This window comes from Pandoraea terrae (assembly GCF_902459695.1).
Classification (GTDB): Bacteria; Pseudomonadota; Gammaproteobacteria; order Burkholderiales; family Burkholderiaceae; genus Pandoraea; species Pandoraea terrae.
In genome coordinates, this window is sequence record NZ_CABPRZ010000011.1 from 154,813 (window position 1) to 171,672 (window position 16,860).

20 protein-coding genes and 1 pseudogene are annotated in these 16,860 nt (G+C 62.8%); 14 read left to right on the top strand and 7 right to left on the bottom strand.

Annotated features, from left to right (window positions below; translation table 11 throughout):
* From cheD to PTE30175_RS14735, 9 genes are all read left to right on the top strand, one after another.
* Window positions 1-678 carry a chemoreceptor glutamine deamidase CheD gene (cheD, locus tag PTE30175_RS14695; protein WP_150697799.1) on the top strand — a complete coding sequence of 226 codons (678 nt, stop codon included), beginning with the start codon at window positions 1-3 and terminating at the stop codon, window positions 676-678.
* Window positions 675-1,754, top strand: a complete 1,080-nt coding sequence (locus PTE30175_RS14700) for a protein-glutamate methylesterase/protein-glutamine glutaminase (protein ID WP_150697800.1) — start codon at window positions 675-677, stop codon at window positions 1,752-1,754. The genes cheD and PTE30175_RS14700 overlap by 4 nt, the downstream gene beginning before the upstream one ends.
* Window positions 1,755-1,806: 52 nt before the next feature.
* Window positions 1,807-2,205 (top strand): chemotaxis response regulator CheY, encoded by a 399-nt coding sequence (gene cheY / locus PTE30175_RS14705; protein WP_150697801.1) that lies wholly within the window; start codon window positions 1,807-1,809, stop codon window positions 2,203-2,205.
* A gap of 2 nt (window positions 2,206-2,207) precedes the next feature.
* Window positions 2,208-2,876 carry a protein phosphatase CheZ gene (gene cheZ, locus PTE30175_RS14710; protein ID WP_420819637.1) on the top strand — a complete coding sequence of 223 codons (669 nt, stop codon included), beginning with the start codon at window positions 2,208-2,210 and terminating at the stop codon, window positions 2,874-2,876.
* 139 nt (window positions 2,877-3,015) lie between these two features.
* A complete protein-coding gene (gene flhB, locus PTE30175_RS14715) occupies window positions 3,016-4,182 on the top strand; it encodes a flagellar biosynthesis protein FlhB (protein ID WP_150697803.1) in 1,167 nt (388 codons plus the stop codon).
* Window positions 4,179-6,278, top strand: a complete 2,100-nt coding sequence (gene flhA, locus PTE30175_RS14720; RefSeq protein WP_150697804.1) for a flagellar biosynthesis protein FlhA — start codon at window positions 4,179-4,181, stop codon at window positions 6,276-6,278. The genes flhB and flhA overlap by 4 nt, the downstream gene beginning before the upstream one ends.
* Window positions 6,275-7,549, top strand: a complete 1,275-nt coding sequence (gene flhF / locus PTE30175_RS14725; RefSeq protein WP_150697805.1) for a flagellar biosynthesis GTPase FlhF — start codon at window positions 6,275-6,277, stop codon at window positions 7,547-7,549. Before flhA ends, flhF begins: the two co-directional genes overlap by 4 nt.
* Entirely contained in the window at window positions 7,542-8,378 is an 837-nt protein-coding gene (locus PTE30175_RS14730; RefSeq protein WP_150697806.1) for a MinD/ParA family ATP-binding protein, read from the top strand. Before flhF ends, PTE30175_RS14730 begins: the two co-directional genes overlap by 8 nt.
* A gap of 19 nt (window positions 8,379-8,397) precedes the next feature.
* Window positions 8,398-9,123, top strand: coding sequence for an RNA polymerase sigma factor FliA (locus PTE30175_RS14735; RefSeq protein WP_150697807.1), 726 nt, complete (start codon window positions 8,398-8,400; stop codon window positions 9,121-9,123).
* A gap of 24 nt (window positions 9,124-9,147) precedes the next feature.
* Here the strand turns inward: PTE30175_RS14735 and PTE30175_RS14740 are convergent, their stop codons facing one another.
* The 4 genes from PTE30175_RS14740 to dynA are packed head-to-tail and all read right to left on the bottom strand — an operon-like array spanning window position 9,148 to window position 11,678.
* Complete coding sequence (locus PTE30175_RS14740) at window positions 9,148-9,384, bottom strand: antitoxin (RefSeq protein ID WP_150697808.1); 237 nt, start codon at window positions 9,382-9,384, stop codon at window positions 9,148-9,150.
* Between the two features lie 28 nt (window positions 9,385-9,412).
* The gene (locus PTE30175_RS14745; protein WP_150697809.1) at window positions 9,413-10,237 is read right to left on the bottom strand and encodes a hypothetical protein; all 825 of its coding nucleotides are present in this window, start codon (window positions 10,235-10,237) and stop codon (window positions 9,413-9,415) included.
* A 31-nt stretch (window positions 10,238-10,268) separates the two neighbouring features.
* Entirely contained in the window at window positions 10,269-10,472 is a 204-nt protein-coding gene (dynB, locus tag PTE30175_RS29240) for a dynobactin A family peptide antibiotic (RefSeq protein ID WP_420819638.1), read from the bottom strand.
* A 15-nt stretch (window positions 10,473-10,487) separates the two neighbouring features.
* Window positions 10,488-11,678, bottom strand: a complete 1,191-nt coding sequence (gene dynA / locus PTE30175_RS14750) for a dynobactin maturation radical SAM/SPASM protein DynA (RefSeq protein ID WP_150697810.1) — start codon at window positions 11,676-11,678, stop codon at window positions 10,488-10,490.
* A 119-nt stretch (window positions 11,679-11,797) separates the two neighbouring features.
* Here dynA and PTE30175_RS14755 point away from each other — a divergent pair.
* Window positions 11,798-11,986: pseudogene (locus PTE30175_RS14755) on the top strand (toxin-antitoxin system HicB family antitoxin); the annotation flags it as partial.
* A gap of 22 nt (window positions 11,987-12,008) precedes the next feature.
* On the opposite strand, the gene PTE30175_RS14760 reads toward PTE30175_RS14755, so the two are convergent.
* From PTE30175_RS14760 to flgA, 3 genes are all read right to left on the bottom strand, one after another.
* Window positions 12,009-12,464: a flagella synthesis protein FlgN gene (locus tag PTE30175_RS14760; protein ID WP_150697812.1), complete on the bottom strand. Its 456-nt coding sequence runs from the start codon at window positions 12,462-12,464 to the stop codon at window positions 12,009-12,011.
* Window positions 12,461-12,790, bottom strand: coding sequence for a flagellar biosynthesis anti-sigma factor FlgM (gene flgM / locus PTE30175_RS14765; RefSeq protein ID WP_150697813.1), 330 nt, complete (start codon window positions 12,788-12,790; stop codon window positions 12,461-12,463). The genes PTE30175_RS14760 and flgM overlap by 4 nt, the downstream gene beginning before the upstream one ends.
* A 115-nt stretch (window positions 12,791-12,905) precedes the next feature.
* Window positions 12,906-13,748 (bottom strand): flagellar basal body P-ring formation chaperone FlgA, encoded by an 843-nt coding sequence (gene flgA / locus PTE30175_RS14770; RefSeq protein ID WP_191629072.1) that lies wholly within the window; start codon window positions 13,746-13,748, stop codon window positions 12,906-12,908.
* Between the two features lie 225 nt (window positions 13,749-13,973).
* Here flgA and flgB point away from each other — a divergent pair, with 225 nt between their 5' ends.
* From flgB to flgE, 4 genes are read left to right on the top strand one after another with little or no spacing between them, the layout of a single operon-like run.
* Window positions 13,974-14,411 carry a flagellar basal body rod protein FlgB gene (gene flgB / locus PTE30175_RS14775; RefSeq protein WP_150697814.1) on the top strand — a complete coding sequence of 146 codons (438 nt, stop codon included), beginning with the start codon at window positions 13,974-13,976 and terminating at the stop codon, window positions 14,409-14,411.
* A 5-nt stretch (window positions 14,412-14,416) separates the two neighbouring features.
* The gene (gene flgC / locus PTE30175_RS14780; protein WP_150697815.1) at window positions 14,417-14,821 is read left to right on the top strand and encodes a flagellar basal body rod protein FlgC; all 405 of its coding nucleotides are present in this window, start codon (window positions 14,417-14,419) and stop codon (window positions 14,819-14,821) included.
* A 22-nt stretch (window positions 14,822-14,843) separates the two neighbouring features.
* Window positions 14,844-15,572, top strand: a complete 729-nt coding sequence (gene flgD / locus PTE30175_RS14785; RefSeq protein WP_150697816.1) for a flagellar hook assembly protein FlgD — start codon at window positions 14,844-14,846, stop codon at window positions 15,570-15,572.
* A gap of 45 nt (window positions 15,573-15,617) precedes the next feature.
* Window positions 15,618-16,841, top strand: a complete 1,224-nt coding sequence (flgE, locus tag PTE30175_RS14790; RefSeq protein WP_150697817.1) for a flagellar hook protein FlgE — start codon at window positions 15,618-15,620, stop codon at window positions 16,839-16,841.
* The last annotated feature ends 19 nt before the right edge of the window (window positions 16,842-16,860 follow it).

A 16,860-nucleotide genomic window follows, 5' to 3' on the forward strand; every position in this document is an offset into this window, starting at 1 on the left:
ATGCCCGAACAAGCCCTTGCGGAAGCGCTCGCGAACAATCATTATTTCGACGCCGGGTTCAACACGCAGGCGGTGAAGCTTCTGCCGAGCGAGTATTTCGTGACGAACGAGGACATCATGCTCACGACCGTGCTGGGGTCGTGCGTGGCCGCTTGCGTGCGCGATACGTTCAGCGGCATCGGTGGCATGAACCACTTCATGCTGCCCGATGATGGCGACATCGATCGCGACCGGCTGATGTCCGCGTCGATGCGGTATGGTGCGTATGCGATGGAAATGCTGATCAACGAGTTGATCAAGGCCGGCGCGCGGCGCGAGCGGCTCGAGGCGAAAGTCTTCGGCGGCGGCGCCGTGCTCGCGGGCATGACGACGCTCAATATCGGCGACCGTAACGCGAATTTCGTGCTCCGTTATCTGGAGCTCGAGCAGATTCGCGTGACGGCCCAGGATTTGTGCGGCACGCAGCCGCGCAAGGTATGTTTCTGGCCCAAGGGTGGCCGGGTGATGGTCAAGAAACTGGGCGACCGGGGAGACCCGAGCATCGTCCAGCGCGAACAGGCGTACGCGCAGGAGTTGCGCGGCCGCCAGGTTCGCGGATCCGTGGAACTTTTTACGCCGCCGGCCAAGACCGCCAAGCCAGGTCCGGTGCGCAATAACCGACAGATGGAGGAGGCTTGAGCGAAAAGATCAAAGTCCTGTGCGTGGACGATTCCGCACTTGTGCGCAGCCTGATGACGGAGATCATCAACGCGCAACCGGACATGACCGTGGTGGCGACCGCGCCCGATCCGCTCGTGGCGCGCGACCTGATCAAGCAGACCAATCCGGACGTGCTGACGCTCGACGTCGAAATGCCCCGCATGGACGGTCTCGACTTCCTCGAGAAGTTGATGCGTCTGCGGCCGATGCCGGTGCTGATGGTGTCGTCGCTGACGGAACGGGGCTCGGAAGTGACGCTGCGCGCGCTCGAACTGGGCGCCGTGGATTTCGTCACCAAGCCGCGGCTGGGCATTCGCGACGGCATGCTCGAGTACGGCGAGATGATCGCCGACAAGATACGCGGCGCCGCGCGCGCGCGCGTGCGCAGTGCACCGCCCAAGAGCGCGGCGGCGCCCGTGATCGAAGCCGCGCCGCTGTTGCGCAATCCGCTGGTCAGTACGGAAAAGCTGATCATCATCGGCGCATCGACGGGCGGCACTGAAGCCATCCGCGAAGTGCTGGTGCCGATGCCGCCCGATGCACCGGCGATCCTGATCACGCAGCATATGCCGGCCGGCTTCACGAAATCGTTTGCGCAACGCCTGAACGGCTTGTGCCGCATCACGGTCAAGGAAGCCGAGCATGGCGAACGGGTACTGCCGGGGCATGCCTATATCGCGCCGGGTGGCGACACGCATTTGCAGCTGTCGCGCAGCGGCGCGAACTATGTGGCGCTGCTCGACCCGGCGCCGCCGGTGAATCGACATCGGCCGTCGGTCGATGTATTGTTTCGCTCCGCGGCCGTGCATGCCGGGCGCAACGCGATCGGCGTGATCCTGACCGGCATGGGACGGGACGGCGCGGCCGGCCTCGTAGAGATGCGGCAGGCCGGCGCCCACACGTTTGCGCAGGATGAAGCGAGCTGCATCGTTTTCGGCATGCCGCGCGAGGCCATTGCGATGGGCGGCGCGGACGAAGTCGTGCCGCTGTCCGAGATGGCGCGGCGCGTGTTGCATCAGGTCTCGAAATTTGGCGAACGCACCCAGCGCGTATAGTGCGGGCATGGAGTCCGCACACCCGGTGGGTGGCGGCGAAACTGGAGTGATGATGGTTGACAAGAATATGAAGTTCCTGGTCGTGGATGACTTCCCGACGATGCGCCGAATCGTGCGCAACCTGTTGAAGGAACTGGGTTTTGCGAACGTCGACGAAGCGGAAGACGGCGTTGCGGCACTGGCCAAGCTGCGTGGCGGCAGCTTCGAGTTCGTGGTCTCGGACTGGAACATGCCGAACATGGACGGCCTGACGATGCTGCAGCAGATTCGTGCCGATCCCGCGCTGTCGAAGTTGCCGGTGCTGATGGTGACGGCCGAAGCGAAGAAAGAAAATATCATCGCGGCGGCACAGGCGGGCGCGAGCGGTTACGTCGTGAAGCCTTTCACGGCGGCCACGCTCGATGAAAAGCTCGGCAAGATCTTCGAGAAAATGGAAAAGACGGGGGCCTGAACGTGACCCAACAGGCGAGCACTGATTGGCAGGCGGCGCTGTCGGGCGCCGAGCTCGAAGGGGACCCCGCCGAGCGCATGCTCATGCGCGTAGGCCAGTTGACGCGGATGTTGCGCGACAACTTGCGCGAGTTGGGACTGGACAAGCAGCTCGAGCACGCGGCGGAGGCGATCCCGGACGCCCGCGACCGTCTCAACTACGTGGCGACGCTGACCGAGCAGGCGGCGGTGCGGGCGCTCACGGCGATCGAGCTGGCCAAACCCATTCAGGATCGCCTGGAGTCGCAGGCTAATGCGCTCGACACACGCTGGGCGTCGTGGTTCGCCGAACCGTTGGCGGTCGACGAAGCGCGCAAGCTGGTGACCGAGACACGTGGCTTCCTGCGTGCGGTGCCGGACGACACGCGCGCGACCAATGCGCATTTGATGGAAATCATGATGGCGCAGGACTTCCAGGACCTGACCGGTCAGGTCATCAAGAAGGTCATGGATGTCGTGTACGAGATCGAACAGCACCTGCTGCAGGTGCTGCTTGAGAACCTGCCGCCGGAGAAGCGCAAGGAAGCGAAGGACTCGCTGATGAACGGCCCGCAGATTCACAAGGACGGCCGCGCGGACGTCGTGGCTGACCAGGGTCAGGTCGACGACCTCCTGGCCAGCCTGGGGTTCTGAGCGGGGGACCACAACCGGGTTTGCCCCATCTTTTCAAATTACCCCCCATTCCCGTCTCTGTTCCCGTCTTTGTCAGTTGACGACAACGGCGATAATCGGTCGAGATGGGGTGGGTCTCTCCGCCCCTTGTGGATAGGGCATGGCAGAGGAAAGCGATCTCGAAAAGACGGAACCCGCGTCTCCCCGGCGCCTGGAACAGGCGCGCGAGGAAGGACAGGTTGCGCGCTCGCGCGAGCTCGCCACGTTCGCCCTGCTGGCGGCCGGCGTCGGCGGCATGTGGATGCTCGCCGGCCGGATCTCGGAAGGGTTTTCGCTCCTGATGCGCCAGGGCATGCAGTTCGAGCCCGCCACCGCCATGGACCCGCAGCGCATGCTCGCGCACGCCGTGCGCGCCGGCGGCGACGCACTCCTGACGATCCTCCCGTTGCTCGGCCTGATCGCGCTTGCCGCGCTTGCTGCGCCGATGATGCTCGGCGGCTGGCTGTTCTCCAGCAAGGCGTTGGCCCCCAACTTCAGCCGCCTCGACCCCATCAAGGGGCTCGGAAGGGTCTTTTCGACGCAAGGTCTCGCGGAACTCGTCAAGGCGATTCTGAAGACGGTCCTCGTGGGCAGTGTTGCGTACTGGGCCATCGCGCGCGACAAGGATGCCGTGTTCGGTCTCATGAGCCAGTCGCCCAAGACGTCGCTGCCGCATGTCGGCGAGATGACGATCGTATGTTGCGCGCTGATCGTGTTGTCGCTGCTGCTGATCACCGCGCTGGACGTGCCGTTCCAGCTCTGGCAGCACTACAAGAAGCTGCGCATGACGCGCGAGGAGTTGCGTCAGGAGCACAAGGAAATGGAGGGCGATCCGCACCTGAAGGCACATATCCGCCAGTTGCAGCGCCAGAACGCCCGCCGCCGCATGATGGCCGACGTGCCCAAGGCTGACGTGATTGTCACCAACCCGACGCACTTCGCCGTCGCCCTCGAATACCGTGACGACATGGGCGCTCCGCGCGTGCTCGCCAAGGGCACCGATCTGGTCGCGCAGCGGATTCGCGAAATCGGTGTCGAGCACCGCGTGCCGATTCTTGAGGCGCCGCCGCTCGCGCGTGCGCTGCATCGTCACGTGGAGATCGGCCAGGAAATTCCGGCGGCGCTGTACACTGCCGTCGCCGAAGTGCTCGCCTGGGTCTTCCAACTGCGCCGCTGGCGCACGGAAGGCGGCGCGCAACCCAATCGTCCGGACGCCTTGCCCGTGCCGGCCGAATTCGATGAACCCCGGCGCGCCAAACGCGCCACCCAACGCGGGGATGCCGCATGAACACCCGCGCGAACCAGTGGCTGCGCACCTCCCAGGTGCTGCTGGGCGGCAATCTGAAGTCGCTCGCCGCACCGGTCCTGATCATCATGGTTCTCGGCATGATGATTCTCCCGCTGCCGCCGTTCATCCTGGATCTGTTGTTTACCTTCAACATCGCGCTGTCGGTAATGGTGCTGCTCGTCAGCATGTACACCCAAAAGCCGCTCGATTTCGCCGCGTTTCCGAGTGTGTTGCTGTTCTCGACGCTGCTGCGCCTGTCGCTGAACGTGGCCTCCACCCGCATCGTGCTGCTCCAGGGCCACACCGGCCCCGATGCCGCCGGCAAGGTGATCGAGGCGTTCGGCCATTTTCTCGTCGGCGGCAACTACGCGGTCGGTATCGTCGTCTTCGTCATCCTCGTGATCATCAACTTCATGGTGATCACGAAAGGTGCGGGCCGCATCGCAGAAGTCGGCGCCCGCTTCACGTTGGATGCAATGCCCGGCAAGCAGATGGCCATCGACGCCGACCTGAACGCCGGCCTCATCGGCGAGGAAGAGGCCCGCAAGCGCCGCACGAACATCGCACAGGAGGCCGATTTCTACGGTTCGATGGACGGTGCGTCGAAGTTCGTGCGTGGCGACGCCGTGGCCGGCCTCATGATCATGGTGATCAATATCGTCGGCGGCTTGATCGTCGGCGTGGCGCAGCACGGTCTCGACATCGGCATGGCGGCCAAGAACTACACGCTGCTGACGATCGGCGACGGACTCGTCGCACAAATCCCGGCACTCGTGATCTCGACCGCCGCCGGCGTTGTCGTGAGCCGTGTCGCCACGGACGAGGATGTTGGGCAACAGGTGGTCAGCCAACTGTTCTCGAATCCGCGCGTGCTGGGCATTACCGCTGCGATTATCGGGCTGATGGGCCTGATTCCGGGGATGCCGCACGTTGCGTTCTTGTTGGGCGCCGTGGGCCTGGGCTATCTGGCGCGTTGGCAGTTTCAACGTGCCGAGCGCGTCAAGGAACAAGCGGCGCGGCCGGTTGCGCCTGCCGCAGCGCCTGCCGCCGAGTTGGCCGAAGCAAGTTGGGATGACGTCGCGCTCGTCGATCCGCTGGGTCTCGAAGTCGGGTATCGCCTGATCCCGCTTGTCGACCGTAATCAGGATGGCGAACTGCTCAAGCGCATCAAGGGCATTCGCAAGAAGTTTGCGCAGGAAATCGGCTTCCTTGCGCCGGTCGTGCACATTCGCGACAACCTGGAACTGCGTCCGAACCAATACCGGATCACGCTCAAGGGCGTGGAAATCGGGCAGGGCGATGCGTATCCGGGCCAGTTGCTTGCCATCGATCCGGGGCAGGTGGCCGCGTCGCTGCCGGGCACGCCGACGCGCGATCCGGCGTTCGGGCTGCCCGCAACGTGGATCGATGTCGGCCTGCGCGATCAGGCGCAAGCGTACGGTTACACCGTGGTCGATGCCGGCACGGTCGTGGCGACGCACCTGAATCACCTGATCAACGGGCATTCGCACGAATTGCTCGGCCGCCAGGAAGTGCAGCAGTTGCTCGACCGCATCACGAAGGATGCGCCGAAACTTACCGAGGATCTGGTGCCGAAGACGGTGCCGCTCACCACCTTGCAGAAGGTGCTGCAGAACCTGCTCGAAGAGAATGTGCCGATTCGCGACATGCGCACGATCATCGACACGCTCGCCGAACACGGTGCGCGCGTGCAGGATCCGCACGACTTGACGGCGCTGGTCCGCCTGTCGCTGGGCCGCGCGATCACGCAGAGCCTGTTCCCGGGCACGGGCGAGCTCAACGTGGTCGGCCTTGACGCCAATCTCGAACGTATCCTCACGCAGGCCTTGCAGGCCGGCGGCGGCACCGGCCTGGAGCCGGGCCTTGCCGATACCCTGTTGCGTGAGACCGAAGCTGCCGTGGCACGTCAGGAACGGCAGGGTCTGCCGCCGGTGCTGCTGGTCCAACATCCGCTGCGGGCTTTGCTGTCGCGCTTTTTGCGCCGCAGTCTGCCGCAGCTCAAGGTTCTTTCATATGCTGAAGTGCCCGATACCCGCAACATCAAGGTGACGGCATTGATCGGAGGACAGGCGTGAAGATTCGGAAATTCTTTGCGGGTACATGCCGCGACGCACTGCGACAGATTCGCGAGGAAATCGGACCCGATGCGGTCGTGTTGTCCAACCGCACGGTCGAGGGCGGTGTCGAAATCGTGGCGCTCGCCGAAGCGGACCTCGACCAGCTGGCGAGCGGTCAAACCCCCGCCCACCGGTCCGTGGCGCCGCGTCCGGCAGTGCTGCCCGACGCGCCAGTCGTGGCAACGGGAAGGACGGCGGCCGCCGGCGCATCGATCTCGCCCGAGATGGCGCAGTCGATGATGGGCGAGTTGCAGTCGATGCGCGATCTGCTCGAAGACCAGGTGGCGGGCCTGTTGTGGAGCGACAAGCAGCGCCGCTCGCCCGCACAAGGCGAGATTTTGCGCATGCTCCTTGCTGCCGGTTTTTCTGCGCAGCTGGGGCGTGCCTTGCTCGAACATCTGCCTGAAGGCAGCGAACGCGAGTCGGGACTGGCGTGGGTGCGTCAGGCGCTCACGCGCAATCTCCCGGTCATGGCGAGCGAAGACGAGATGATGGAGCGCGGCGGCGTTTATGCCCTGATGGGCCCGACCGGCGTGGGCAAGACCACGACGACAGCCAAACTTGCGGCGCGCTGCGTGATGCGTCATGGCGCGGAGAAGCTGGCGCTGCTCACGACCGACAGCTACCGGATCGGCGGCCACGAGCAACTGCGCATCTACGGCAAGATCCTCGGCGTGACGGTTCACGCAGTCAAGGATGCGACCGACCTGCGCCTGGCGCTGACCGAGTTGCGCAACAAGCACATGGTGCTGATCGATACGGTCGGCATGAGCCAGCGCGACCGCACGGTGCCCGAACAGGTGGCGATGCTGTGCGGCGCCGACATGCCGGTGCAACGCCTGTTGCTGCTGAACGCGACGAGTCATGGCGACACGCTCAACGAAGTCGTGCATGCGTATCGCAGCGCGAGCGAGGAGGGTGGCGCGGATTTGGCCGGTTGCATCCTGACGAAGCTCGACGAGACCACGAATCTGGGGTCGGTGCTCGATACGGTCATCCGCCATCGTCTGCCGGTTCACTACATTTCGACGGGCCAGCGCGTGCCGGAAAACCTGCACGTCGCGGACCGTCAGTTCCTGGTCGACACGGCGCTGTCCGCACCGATCAGCGGGTCGCCGTTCGTGCCGGACCAGGACGACCTGCCGGCGCTGCTGCGCGGTGTGGATAATTCGTACAGCGGACTGTTCAAGCCGTCCGCACAGACGTCAGGCGAGGCATGCTTTGGTTAAGCTCGTACTGGATCAAGCGGAGGGGCTGCGTCGTCTGGTGGCGCGCCATGCCACGCGCATTGTCGCGGTGGTCGGGAGCGTGCCTGAAGCGGGTCAGACGAGTGTCGCTCTCAATCTGGCTGGCGCGCTGGCCCATCAGGGGCAGGATGTGCTGTTGGTCGACGAAAGCGGGCATGGCGCGCCGGCGCTCGGTTTACCGGTGCGTGGCGACATGAATGACGTGCTGGCCGGCCGTTGCTCGGCCGAGCGGGTGCGCGTGCCCACGCGCGACGGGTTTGCGTTGATGCCCGTGGCGCATCGCCATCCGGAGCGGATCGACGCGGGGCGCGTCATGCCGTTCATCACCGCGGGCGAGCCGGACGTGGTGGTGCTCGACTGTCATCACAGTGATGCGGTGCTGAGCCCGCTCGCGGCGCATGCGCATGACGTGCTCGTGGTCTTGGGGCCGTCGCCGGCCGCGATCACGGGGGCGTATTCATGGATCAAGCGGGCGCACTACGAATATGCGCTTGCGCAATTCCGCATCCTGGTCAATCGCGCGGAGGATATCGATGCGCGGGCTGTCTGCCGCAATCTGGCGAGCACGGCGAGCCGCTATTTGGCAGTCTCGCTCGAGTTGGCCGGCCACGTGCCTGCGGACAAGCAAGCGATCCGGGCACGGCAACTGACCCGCACGGTGGTCGAGGCATTTCCGATGACGCCGGCGGCGGTGGCATATCGTCAGTTGGCAGCGCAGGTGATGCATTGGCCATTGCCGGCGCGCGAAGCCTTGCCGGCGGCGGCACTGGGCGATCGCGCGAGCGCGAGCGCCCAGGCACAACCGGCCTGAAGGAAGAGGCGGAGGATTTATGTATACCGCGCGCGGCAAAACCGACACCAACGACACCCTGACGCAGTACGCGCCGCTCGTACGACGACTGGCGCTGCAGCTGATGGCCAAGTTGCCGGCCAGTGTCGAGCTCGAGGATCTCGTGCAGGCCGGCATGCTCGGACTGCTCGACGCCGCCAATCGATACCAGGAAACGCAGGGCGCGCAATTCGAGACGTACGCGAGCCAGCGGATTCGCGGGGCGATGCTGGACGAACTGCGCGAACTGGACTGGGCCTCGCGCGGCATTCGCAAGACAGCGCGCCAGATCGAGAAGGCGGTGCAGAAGCTGGAGCAGCGGCTCGGGCGTGGACCGTCGGAAAGCGAGATCGCGGGCGAGATGTCCGTGGGGCTGGTGGAGTATCAGCAGATGCTGCAGGAAGTGCATGGCTGCCAGCTGATCTACTACGAAGACTTCGAATCCGCGGATGAAGAACCGTTCATCGACCGCATTTGTGCGGACCCGGGCGCGGATCCATTGACGACGCTGCTTGACGAAGGGCTGCGCCACGGCGTGGTCGACGCGATCGAGCGGCTGCCGGATCGCGAGAAGCTTTTGATGAGCCTGTATTACGAGCAGGGGTTGAACCTGCGCGAAATCGGCGCGGTGCTCGAAGTCAGCGAGTCCCGCGTGTGCCAGCTGCATAGCCAGGCCATCTCCCGCCTGCGCGCCACGCTGCGTGAGCGGGCTTGGACGGGGGCTTGAGGACGCATGCTTGGAAACGCGGCATCACAGTGGCTCGCGTTCCGACTGCTCCTGATCGCTACGCCCGTCAGACATGAAGTCCGGATCAAATCTGGCAAATTTCTTCAGAACGCCTCGCAACGGCCTTCTTAACGGGTGAATGCGTAATTCGTCCCCAACTCGCTCGATCTCAAGTTCCACATCGGTTGTTTCATAGGCCAAGTCCGCAGGAATTTGGAGGGCTTGAGAATTGCCGTTGCGGAACAGTCTTGTGCGGTGCATGTCATTTCACTCAGTCAGAATAAGTTGGCTAACACTTGTACGGCATCAATGCGGTATTGGACTTGTTGAATGGATCAATACTCAATTGCCGATTCGGGATCTTCACGCAATAGTTCCTGCTGCCGGTAGAGAATCGTTCTACACGTGTTCCATCGGACAGCGTCTGGCTATCTACTAGCATTGGCGGAGAACTGCCGGCGCCCAATGCGCTTTCAAAAGCCTTGGCGATTGACGCGGATACGTTTGCACCCGAGCCTTGTTGAAAGTCGTATCCTCCGCCCTTTCCTGACGCTGCGGCAACCGCGTTTTCAGCGGTGGAATTGGCTTTGCCGCGTGCGCCGATGACGCCCGCCGTGACGGTAGATCGCCATTCCAACAAATCCGCTCCGGCGTTCGGTCCATCCGACCCGCGATTTTCGGAATTCGCAGAGCTTGCATCTCCCGAAATGCTCGGTGACGACGTGCGATTGGAGGGGAGTGGACTCAACCGGCTTGCTTTCCGACCGCTTGACGACCGTTGCTCAAGCGCGCGAGGCCCAAAAGATGGCGCGGTGCTCACGTGCGAATTTCCCGGCACTTCGCGCTCTTTCAGCGTTTCAATGGATCGCAGATGATCGGGGCCAGCATTCTCGTTCACCAAAATGCTGACCCGAATGGATCCCTCCATTGTCGGATCTTTCGAGTGCACCGGGATTCCCCGGTGCAATGCGCAAAAAATCGCGGCGTGCATCGCCAATACGACCAGCAGCGGAATCAGTTTTGACGCCCGCGTCCGGTCGACCTTTGAGCGCAAAGTGTCATTACGCTTCGGCGGCCTTCGCGTTTGCATTGGAGGCCGCATTGAAGCAATCATCTGTCGCATCGTTCAGTAACGTGCGGCAAATTCACTCCTTCTTGAACAAGTAGGTATGTGCATTGCCGATCCAATAGAAGTTGCTACTGGTGGTTCGGCTTCGATCAAGGGCGATACTCTCCGGAATCTGGTCTCCGGCACGGAACTCACTCCGTGCTGTATCGCTGAATGCATCTAGTAGCGCATTACTCCAAATTCCTCGGCTGTGTAGTCCTGTCGCTATTTCCTTCGGCATGTTCACCTCTCTTCGTCAGATGGATTGAATGGGAATTACACGGAGGGCGCTTGAAATTTTTCGAGTTACCGGCAAGACGGACGGATCAAGGCCGTCCGATAGATGCCATGGATGGGGATGTCCGGCGTGGATACCCCTTTCGGCGAGCCTGCACTCAATGTGTTCATATATTCGGAAAAGCCCCGGGCAATAGAAGTCCCGAGTATGAACACTTCCGTGGAACTTATACGCTCGCGATAAGCACCCACCGTGGCACACATGCTGCCACTTGCACTTGGCGCACTGCGCGTCAACGTCGCGGGCGCGGAATTCCCGCCCTCTTTGACCATCTAAAATTCCACCGATTGAATTTTCGTCGATGTTACCCAGTCGAGCAGCCAGGTTTCCGGAGAGTGACGCGCAGGAATAAACATCGCCGACTGGGTCGACCGATAGATTGAAGTTGGCGCAATTCGCCATGCTGATGCAATCGGCGGGCTTGCCATACAGAATTGCTCGAGTCTTAAGCACAAAATCCTGGCAGTACGTATACGCGGCCCGCGATTCAAACCATCGGTCGTACATTCGTATCCACGCATCCGCATATTCGTCTGCATTAATGCCAAGATCTTGATATCTATCTCGAGCCGCCCCTGACATCGTCATCGGTATTACGTTGAATCCGAGTTCATGTGAAACCAGGAAATCGTATATCTCTTCGACACGATGAATATTGGCCTTACTCAACACGAGACATATTCCCACTGGGAAGCCACCGAGCTTCAGTAACTCGATCGACGACATGACTTTGTCGAACGTTCCGATTCCGGCACGCGTAACCCGATATGTATCGTTGATTTCTTGCGGACCATCTAGAGACAAACTTATTTTGAAGTCATGTCGCTTGAGGAAGCGAATCCATTTCTTGTTCAGAAGCGTCCCGTTGGTTTGCAGGTGATTCGTTACTGTTGCACGGGGGTCGCATTCCGATTGGTATTGGATGGCACGCGCGAAGAAATCGATGCCAGCGACGGTAGGCTCTCCTCCGTGCCAGATGAAGTCAATATCCTTCACAACGGGTGTTGCATTGGCATAGTCGATCGTCTTGGCGATGACATTTCTTAGCGTCGCATCGCTCATGATCGGCTTTCTTACATCATCGTTGTAGCAATACTCGCAGGCGAGATTGCAGATATGCGTTGGCTTTACGACGTTGACTAAGCGCATCGTCCCCTCCTTCCAATGGTGTACACAAGCAGGCTTGCGTCATGTCGGGGGGGCACAATTGACTCACGCTTTGTTGCAGTTGTGAGGATAAGCGACTGTCCGCGAATGAGGAGTGGGATGTTTCCGAATGCGTCCAGGACATGATCGCCGACGGCGAGCCGATCCCCGATCCGCTTGCGGAGCGCCGGTACAGCGGTGAATTTCGGATAAGGATCCCGCCGGCGTTGCATCGCGCATTGGCGACCCAGGCGGCAGAGCAAGGGGTCAGCCTGAATCGGCTGGCCAGCGCAAAACTGGCGATGTGCTGAAATCGGGTGCGCCTGACGGCGCTTACGCCGTCACGCTTCCGCCGCTCGAGCGCGGCGCGGTGCGGCCGTCGGGGCCGTAAAGGGGCGCCGACTCTGCCGGGCCGTAGAGCACGTTCAATGCTTGCTGCGTATACGTCAGCCGCGTGCGGATCAGCACGCCATTCGTCTCGTTGGCGTGCTTCGCGTCGGCGGCGGCGGCCAACAGCGCCTGCCATGCCCTGGCCAACTGCGCATCGGCCGCCTGCATGGCCGCAACGTCCGGCTGCATCGTGTCGTAACCCAGCGCCTGCAAGCCCGCGTCGCGTTCGCGGCCCAGTTCGGCCAGTTTCGCTACCGCCTGCGTCTTGCGCTCCGTCAGTTCCGGCAGCGCGTCGAGCGCGCCGCTGACCAATGCCTGCTGCTCCTCGGCCAGCAACGCGCCGAACGCCACAATGGCGGCGGTTTCGGCGGCGAGGGCGGTCAGCAGGCTTTGCGTCATGACGATTTCTGCGTGGACAACAGTTCGCGGGCCGTGTCGATCAGGCCGCTCGCGATCTTGTCCGGATTGATGGACAGACGACCTTCGGCGATCGCCTGCTTGATTTCGGCCACGCGCGCCACGTCAATGTCGGCTGAGCCGGACTGCGCCAGCGCCTTCTGCAAATCGCGCATCTGCGACGCCAACGGGCTCGCGCTCAGTTCCGTCGCGGACGGCTGATTCGCTGGCGCATTCCCGGCAGCGCCACCGGCAGCACCGGTCCGCTCGGTCGCCGCCTTGGCCGTGCCGAGCCCGGTCAACGGATTGACGGGTGGTTCGATTTTCATGTGCATTCCCCAGAAACCTGCCTGTGTAACGGCATTATCCGCCATAACTTTAGTGCCGTCCCAGGCGTTTCAACCGGGGCCTACTGCCTTAATTTCAATAAAAGCAAGGACTTACTTACAGCGCAACCTCGACTTCCACGGCGCCTTGCTTGCCGCTTCTCACCGTGCCGCTGACCACCTGACCCGAACGCATGCGTACCTGGACCGAATCGCCCGCGCTCGCACGGCTCAAGACCTGCCCTTCCGTGCTGACCTCGAAGCTCGCACCCTTTGCGATCACGCGGACCATCTGCCCTTGCTGCACGGCGATTGCGCTGCGCAACAAGTCCTGACGGATCGGCAGGCCCGCCGTGATCCGGTTGACGGCCACCGCCCCCACGATCTGGCCGGCATCGGTCGCCACCGCACGCGGCAGCACCGTCAGGTCGCCCTGACGCGGGCTCAGGTCGGTCGGCCCGATGGTGTCGCCCGGATTGATCTGTCGCGCCGCGACGAAATACGTCGCCATCACGTTCACGCGCGCTTGCAGGTAAAGCGTCCAGGCGCGCTCGCCTACACAGCGCACGCCGACCGTCGTGGTGCCCCACAGGCGAGCACCCGGCGGCAGGAACGGTTCCAGGGCGCCGCACGCGGGCATTTTTTCGGAAACGACCTCGCCGACGGTGATCGTCACCTTGCCGGGCAGGCCGGTCGTCTGCTCGCGCAGGAAGCGCTCGGCCGTCTGACGGACGGTATCGACATTCTGATAGGCCGATGTTGGCGCGGCAACCGGGGCCACGGCCGGCTGGGGAGCAACGCCCGCCGCGTTCACGATGGCCACCTGTGGGGCAGCGAACGTATGCGTGACGGCAAACAGGCAAAGGCACGCCATGCCGCGCCGGATCGCGCGCGCGTGGGGACGCCCACCGGCCTTGCCTGAGGCAAGCGGCGTGGGCGTCTTCGAAATCGTGCCTGCCATGACCCTTCTCCATGAAGCATCGCCGGTCTCCGGGGGGCACAGGCGACGCAACCCAATTCTGTCAGTGTCGCATTCTAGGGGCATCGATTGCAGTGCCAACGGTCGAAATGCAAGGCAAACCCCTGCCTATTCGCGCAATTGAATTGACGGCGTGCAGCATACGATGCAACGCATGCTAAAAGGTCCGTAATCCGACGGATCGGTCACGACGATGGAGGCGGGGCGATGGACAAACTCGACGCGGCACTGCGGTTTTCCCAGCAGGCGCTATCCATGCGCGCCTATCGCCAGGAGATCATCTCGTCGAACATCGCCAACGCCGATACGCCCGGCTACAAGTCGCGTGACGTGGACTTCAACAGCGCGCTCACGCAAGCGGTCGAACGTGGCACCCAGCTTGCGCAGGCCAGCGAGTCAAGCGTATCGCTCGCGCGCACGTCTTCGCGCCACATCTCCGGGCGCGGCGTCACCACGGCGCCCCCCATGGGCGGGCCCGAATTGCTGTACCGCGTGCCGAACCAGCAGAGCGTCGACGGCAATACCGTTGAACTCGACAGCGAACGCGTCAATTTTGCCGACAACGCCGTGCATTATGAAACCGGCCTGACGGTGCTTTCCGGCCAGATCAAGACGATGCTGGCGGCCATCACGAGCCAAGGGTAAGCCAGATGCCACTTCTCAGTATTTTCGATGTCGCCGGCTCGGCCATGACTGCCCAGTCGCAACGCATGAACGTCACCGCCAGCAACCTGGCCAACGCGGAATCGGTCACTGGGCCTGACGGCCAGCCGTACCGCGCCAAGCAGGTTGTGTTCCAGGTCAACCCGGTCGCCGGCGCGGATGTCGGCGGCGTACGCGTGGCCGGCGTGGTCAACGATCCTTCGCCGATGAAGACGATCTACGACCCGAAGAACCCGGCGGCCAACGCCAACGGGTACGTCACCATGCCCAACGTCAATCCGGTCGAGGAGATGGTCAACATGATCTCAGCGTCGCGGTCCTATCAAGCCAACGTCGAGGCGCTCAACACGGCCAAGACGCTCATGCTCAAAACCTTGACAGTCGGCCAGTAAGGCCGCGCGGAGCCCCTCACAGATGGCCACGATCAATACGTCGAACACGGGAAATTTCACGCAGACTTTCCTGGATTCGGTCAACGGCACGGCGAGCAATTCGAGTTCCTCCGCGTCCAGCGGCGGCGCCGGCGACCTGCAGAACAGTTTCCTGAAGCTGCTCGTCGCGCAGATGAACAATCAGGACCCGCTCAATCCGATGGACAACTCGCAGGTGACGTCGCAGTTGGCCCAGATCAGCACGGTCTCCGGCATCACGCAGCTGAACACGACACTCTCGTCGGTCACGAGCCAGCTCAATTCAACGCAGAGCCTGCAAGCCGCTGCGTTGGTCGGCAAGGGCGTGCTGGTTCCGGGCAACGGCATCGGCGTCGGCACGCAGACGGCAACCGACGGCACGAAGACCACCACCGCAACACCGTTCGGCTTCGAACTGCCGGCGGGCGCCGACAAGGTCACGATCGAGATCAAGGACAGCACCGGCAAGGTCGTGCGCACGGTCAACGCGGGCGCGCTCGACGCCGGGGTGCAGGCACTGACGTGGGACGCGAAGGACGACGCCGGCGCCACGGTCGCCGACGGCAAGTACACCATTTCGGTGTCGGCCACGGCCAACGGTACCAGCGTGAATCCGACCGCGCTGTCGTACGCGCAAGTGCAAAGCGTTGTGGCCAGCACCACCGGTTCGCCGCTGCTCAACGTGGGCACCGGCACCAATGTCAAGCTCGGCGACGTCCGGGAAATTCTCTAAGGCTTTTCGCGACCGCAGCGTCGTTACAACGAATCGAGGGAAACTATGGGCTTTTCGTCCGGACTCAGTGGCTTGAATGCAGCATCCAAGGACTTGGACGTCGTCGGCAACAACGTGGCCAACGCGGCCACGGTCGGCTTCAAGCAAGGCCAGGCGCAATTCGCGGACATCTACGCGAATTCGCTGTACGGTGCAGGCAACAACACCATCGGTATCGGCACGAAAGTGTCGACCGTCGCGCAACAGTTCACGCAGGGCGACATCACCGTCACGAACCGTCAGCTCGACCTGGCGATCTCGGGCAACGGCTTTTTCCGTGTATCGAACAACGGCGCCGTGTCGTACACCCGTGCCGGCCAGTTCCAGCTCGACAAGAACGGCTACATCGTGACGGCCAACGCCGACCGCCTGACCGGCTATCTCGCCAACGGCGCGGGCATCATCAACAGTGTCAGCCCGGTGGACCTGAAGATCCCGACGGGCGATCTGGCGCCGCTCGCGACCACGAGCATCACCGGTCAATTCAACCTCGATTCACGCTCGAGCACGATCGTCCAGGCGACGACACCGTTCAACTTGACCGATCCGACCACGTACACCAATGGTACGTCGCTGAAGGTCTTCGACTCGCTCGGCAACTCGCATGACGTCAACCTGTATTTCGTGAACCGCGGCGCCGGTTCGTGGGATGTCTACGCATCGCTCGACGGCACGACGCAGATCGGTGCCGGCCCGGTTACGACGATGACGTTCAACACGTCGGGCGGCCTCACGGCCGGCGGCGGCCCGATCGCCATGCCTGCGGTCGTGTACGGCAACGGCGCGGCCAACGGGGCGCTGTCACTGAATCTCGGCGGCACGACACAGTTCGGCAATACCTACTCGCCGAACACGCTCAGTCAGAACGGTTACACCTCGGGGCGTTTGACCGGCTTCACGTTCGGCTCGGACGGCACCATCCAGGGCACGTACTCGAACAGCCAGACGATCGTGCTTGGCCAAGTGGCGCTCGCCAACTTCAACAACGTGCAGGGCCTGATCCCGGGCGGCAACAATCTGTGGCAGGAATCGGCCGACTCGGGCATCCCGATCGTCGGCGTGCCGGGCGGCACGAACCTCGGCAAGCTGCAGGCCGGCGCGACCGAGGCGTCGAACGTCGACCTGACCGCGGAACTGGTGCACATGATCACGGCGCAACGCAACTATCAAGCCAATGCGCAGACGATCAAGACGCAGGACCAGTTGATGCAGACCATGGTCAACATGTAATGCCGATGCAATCGCCGAT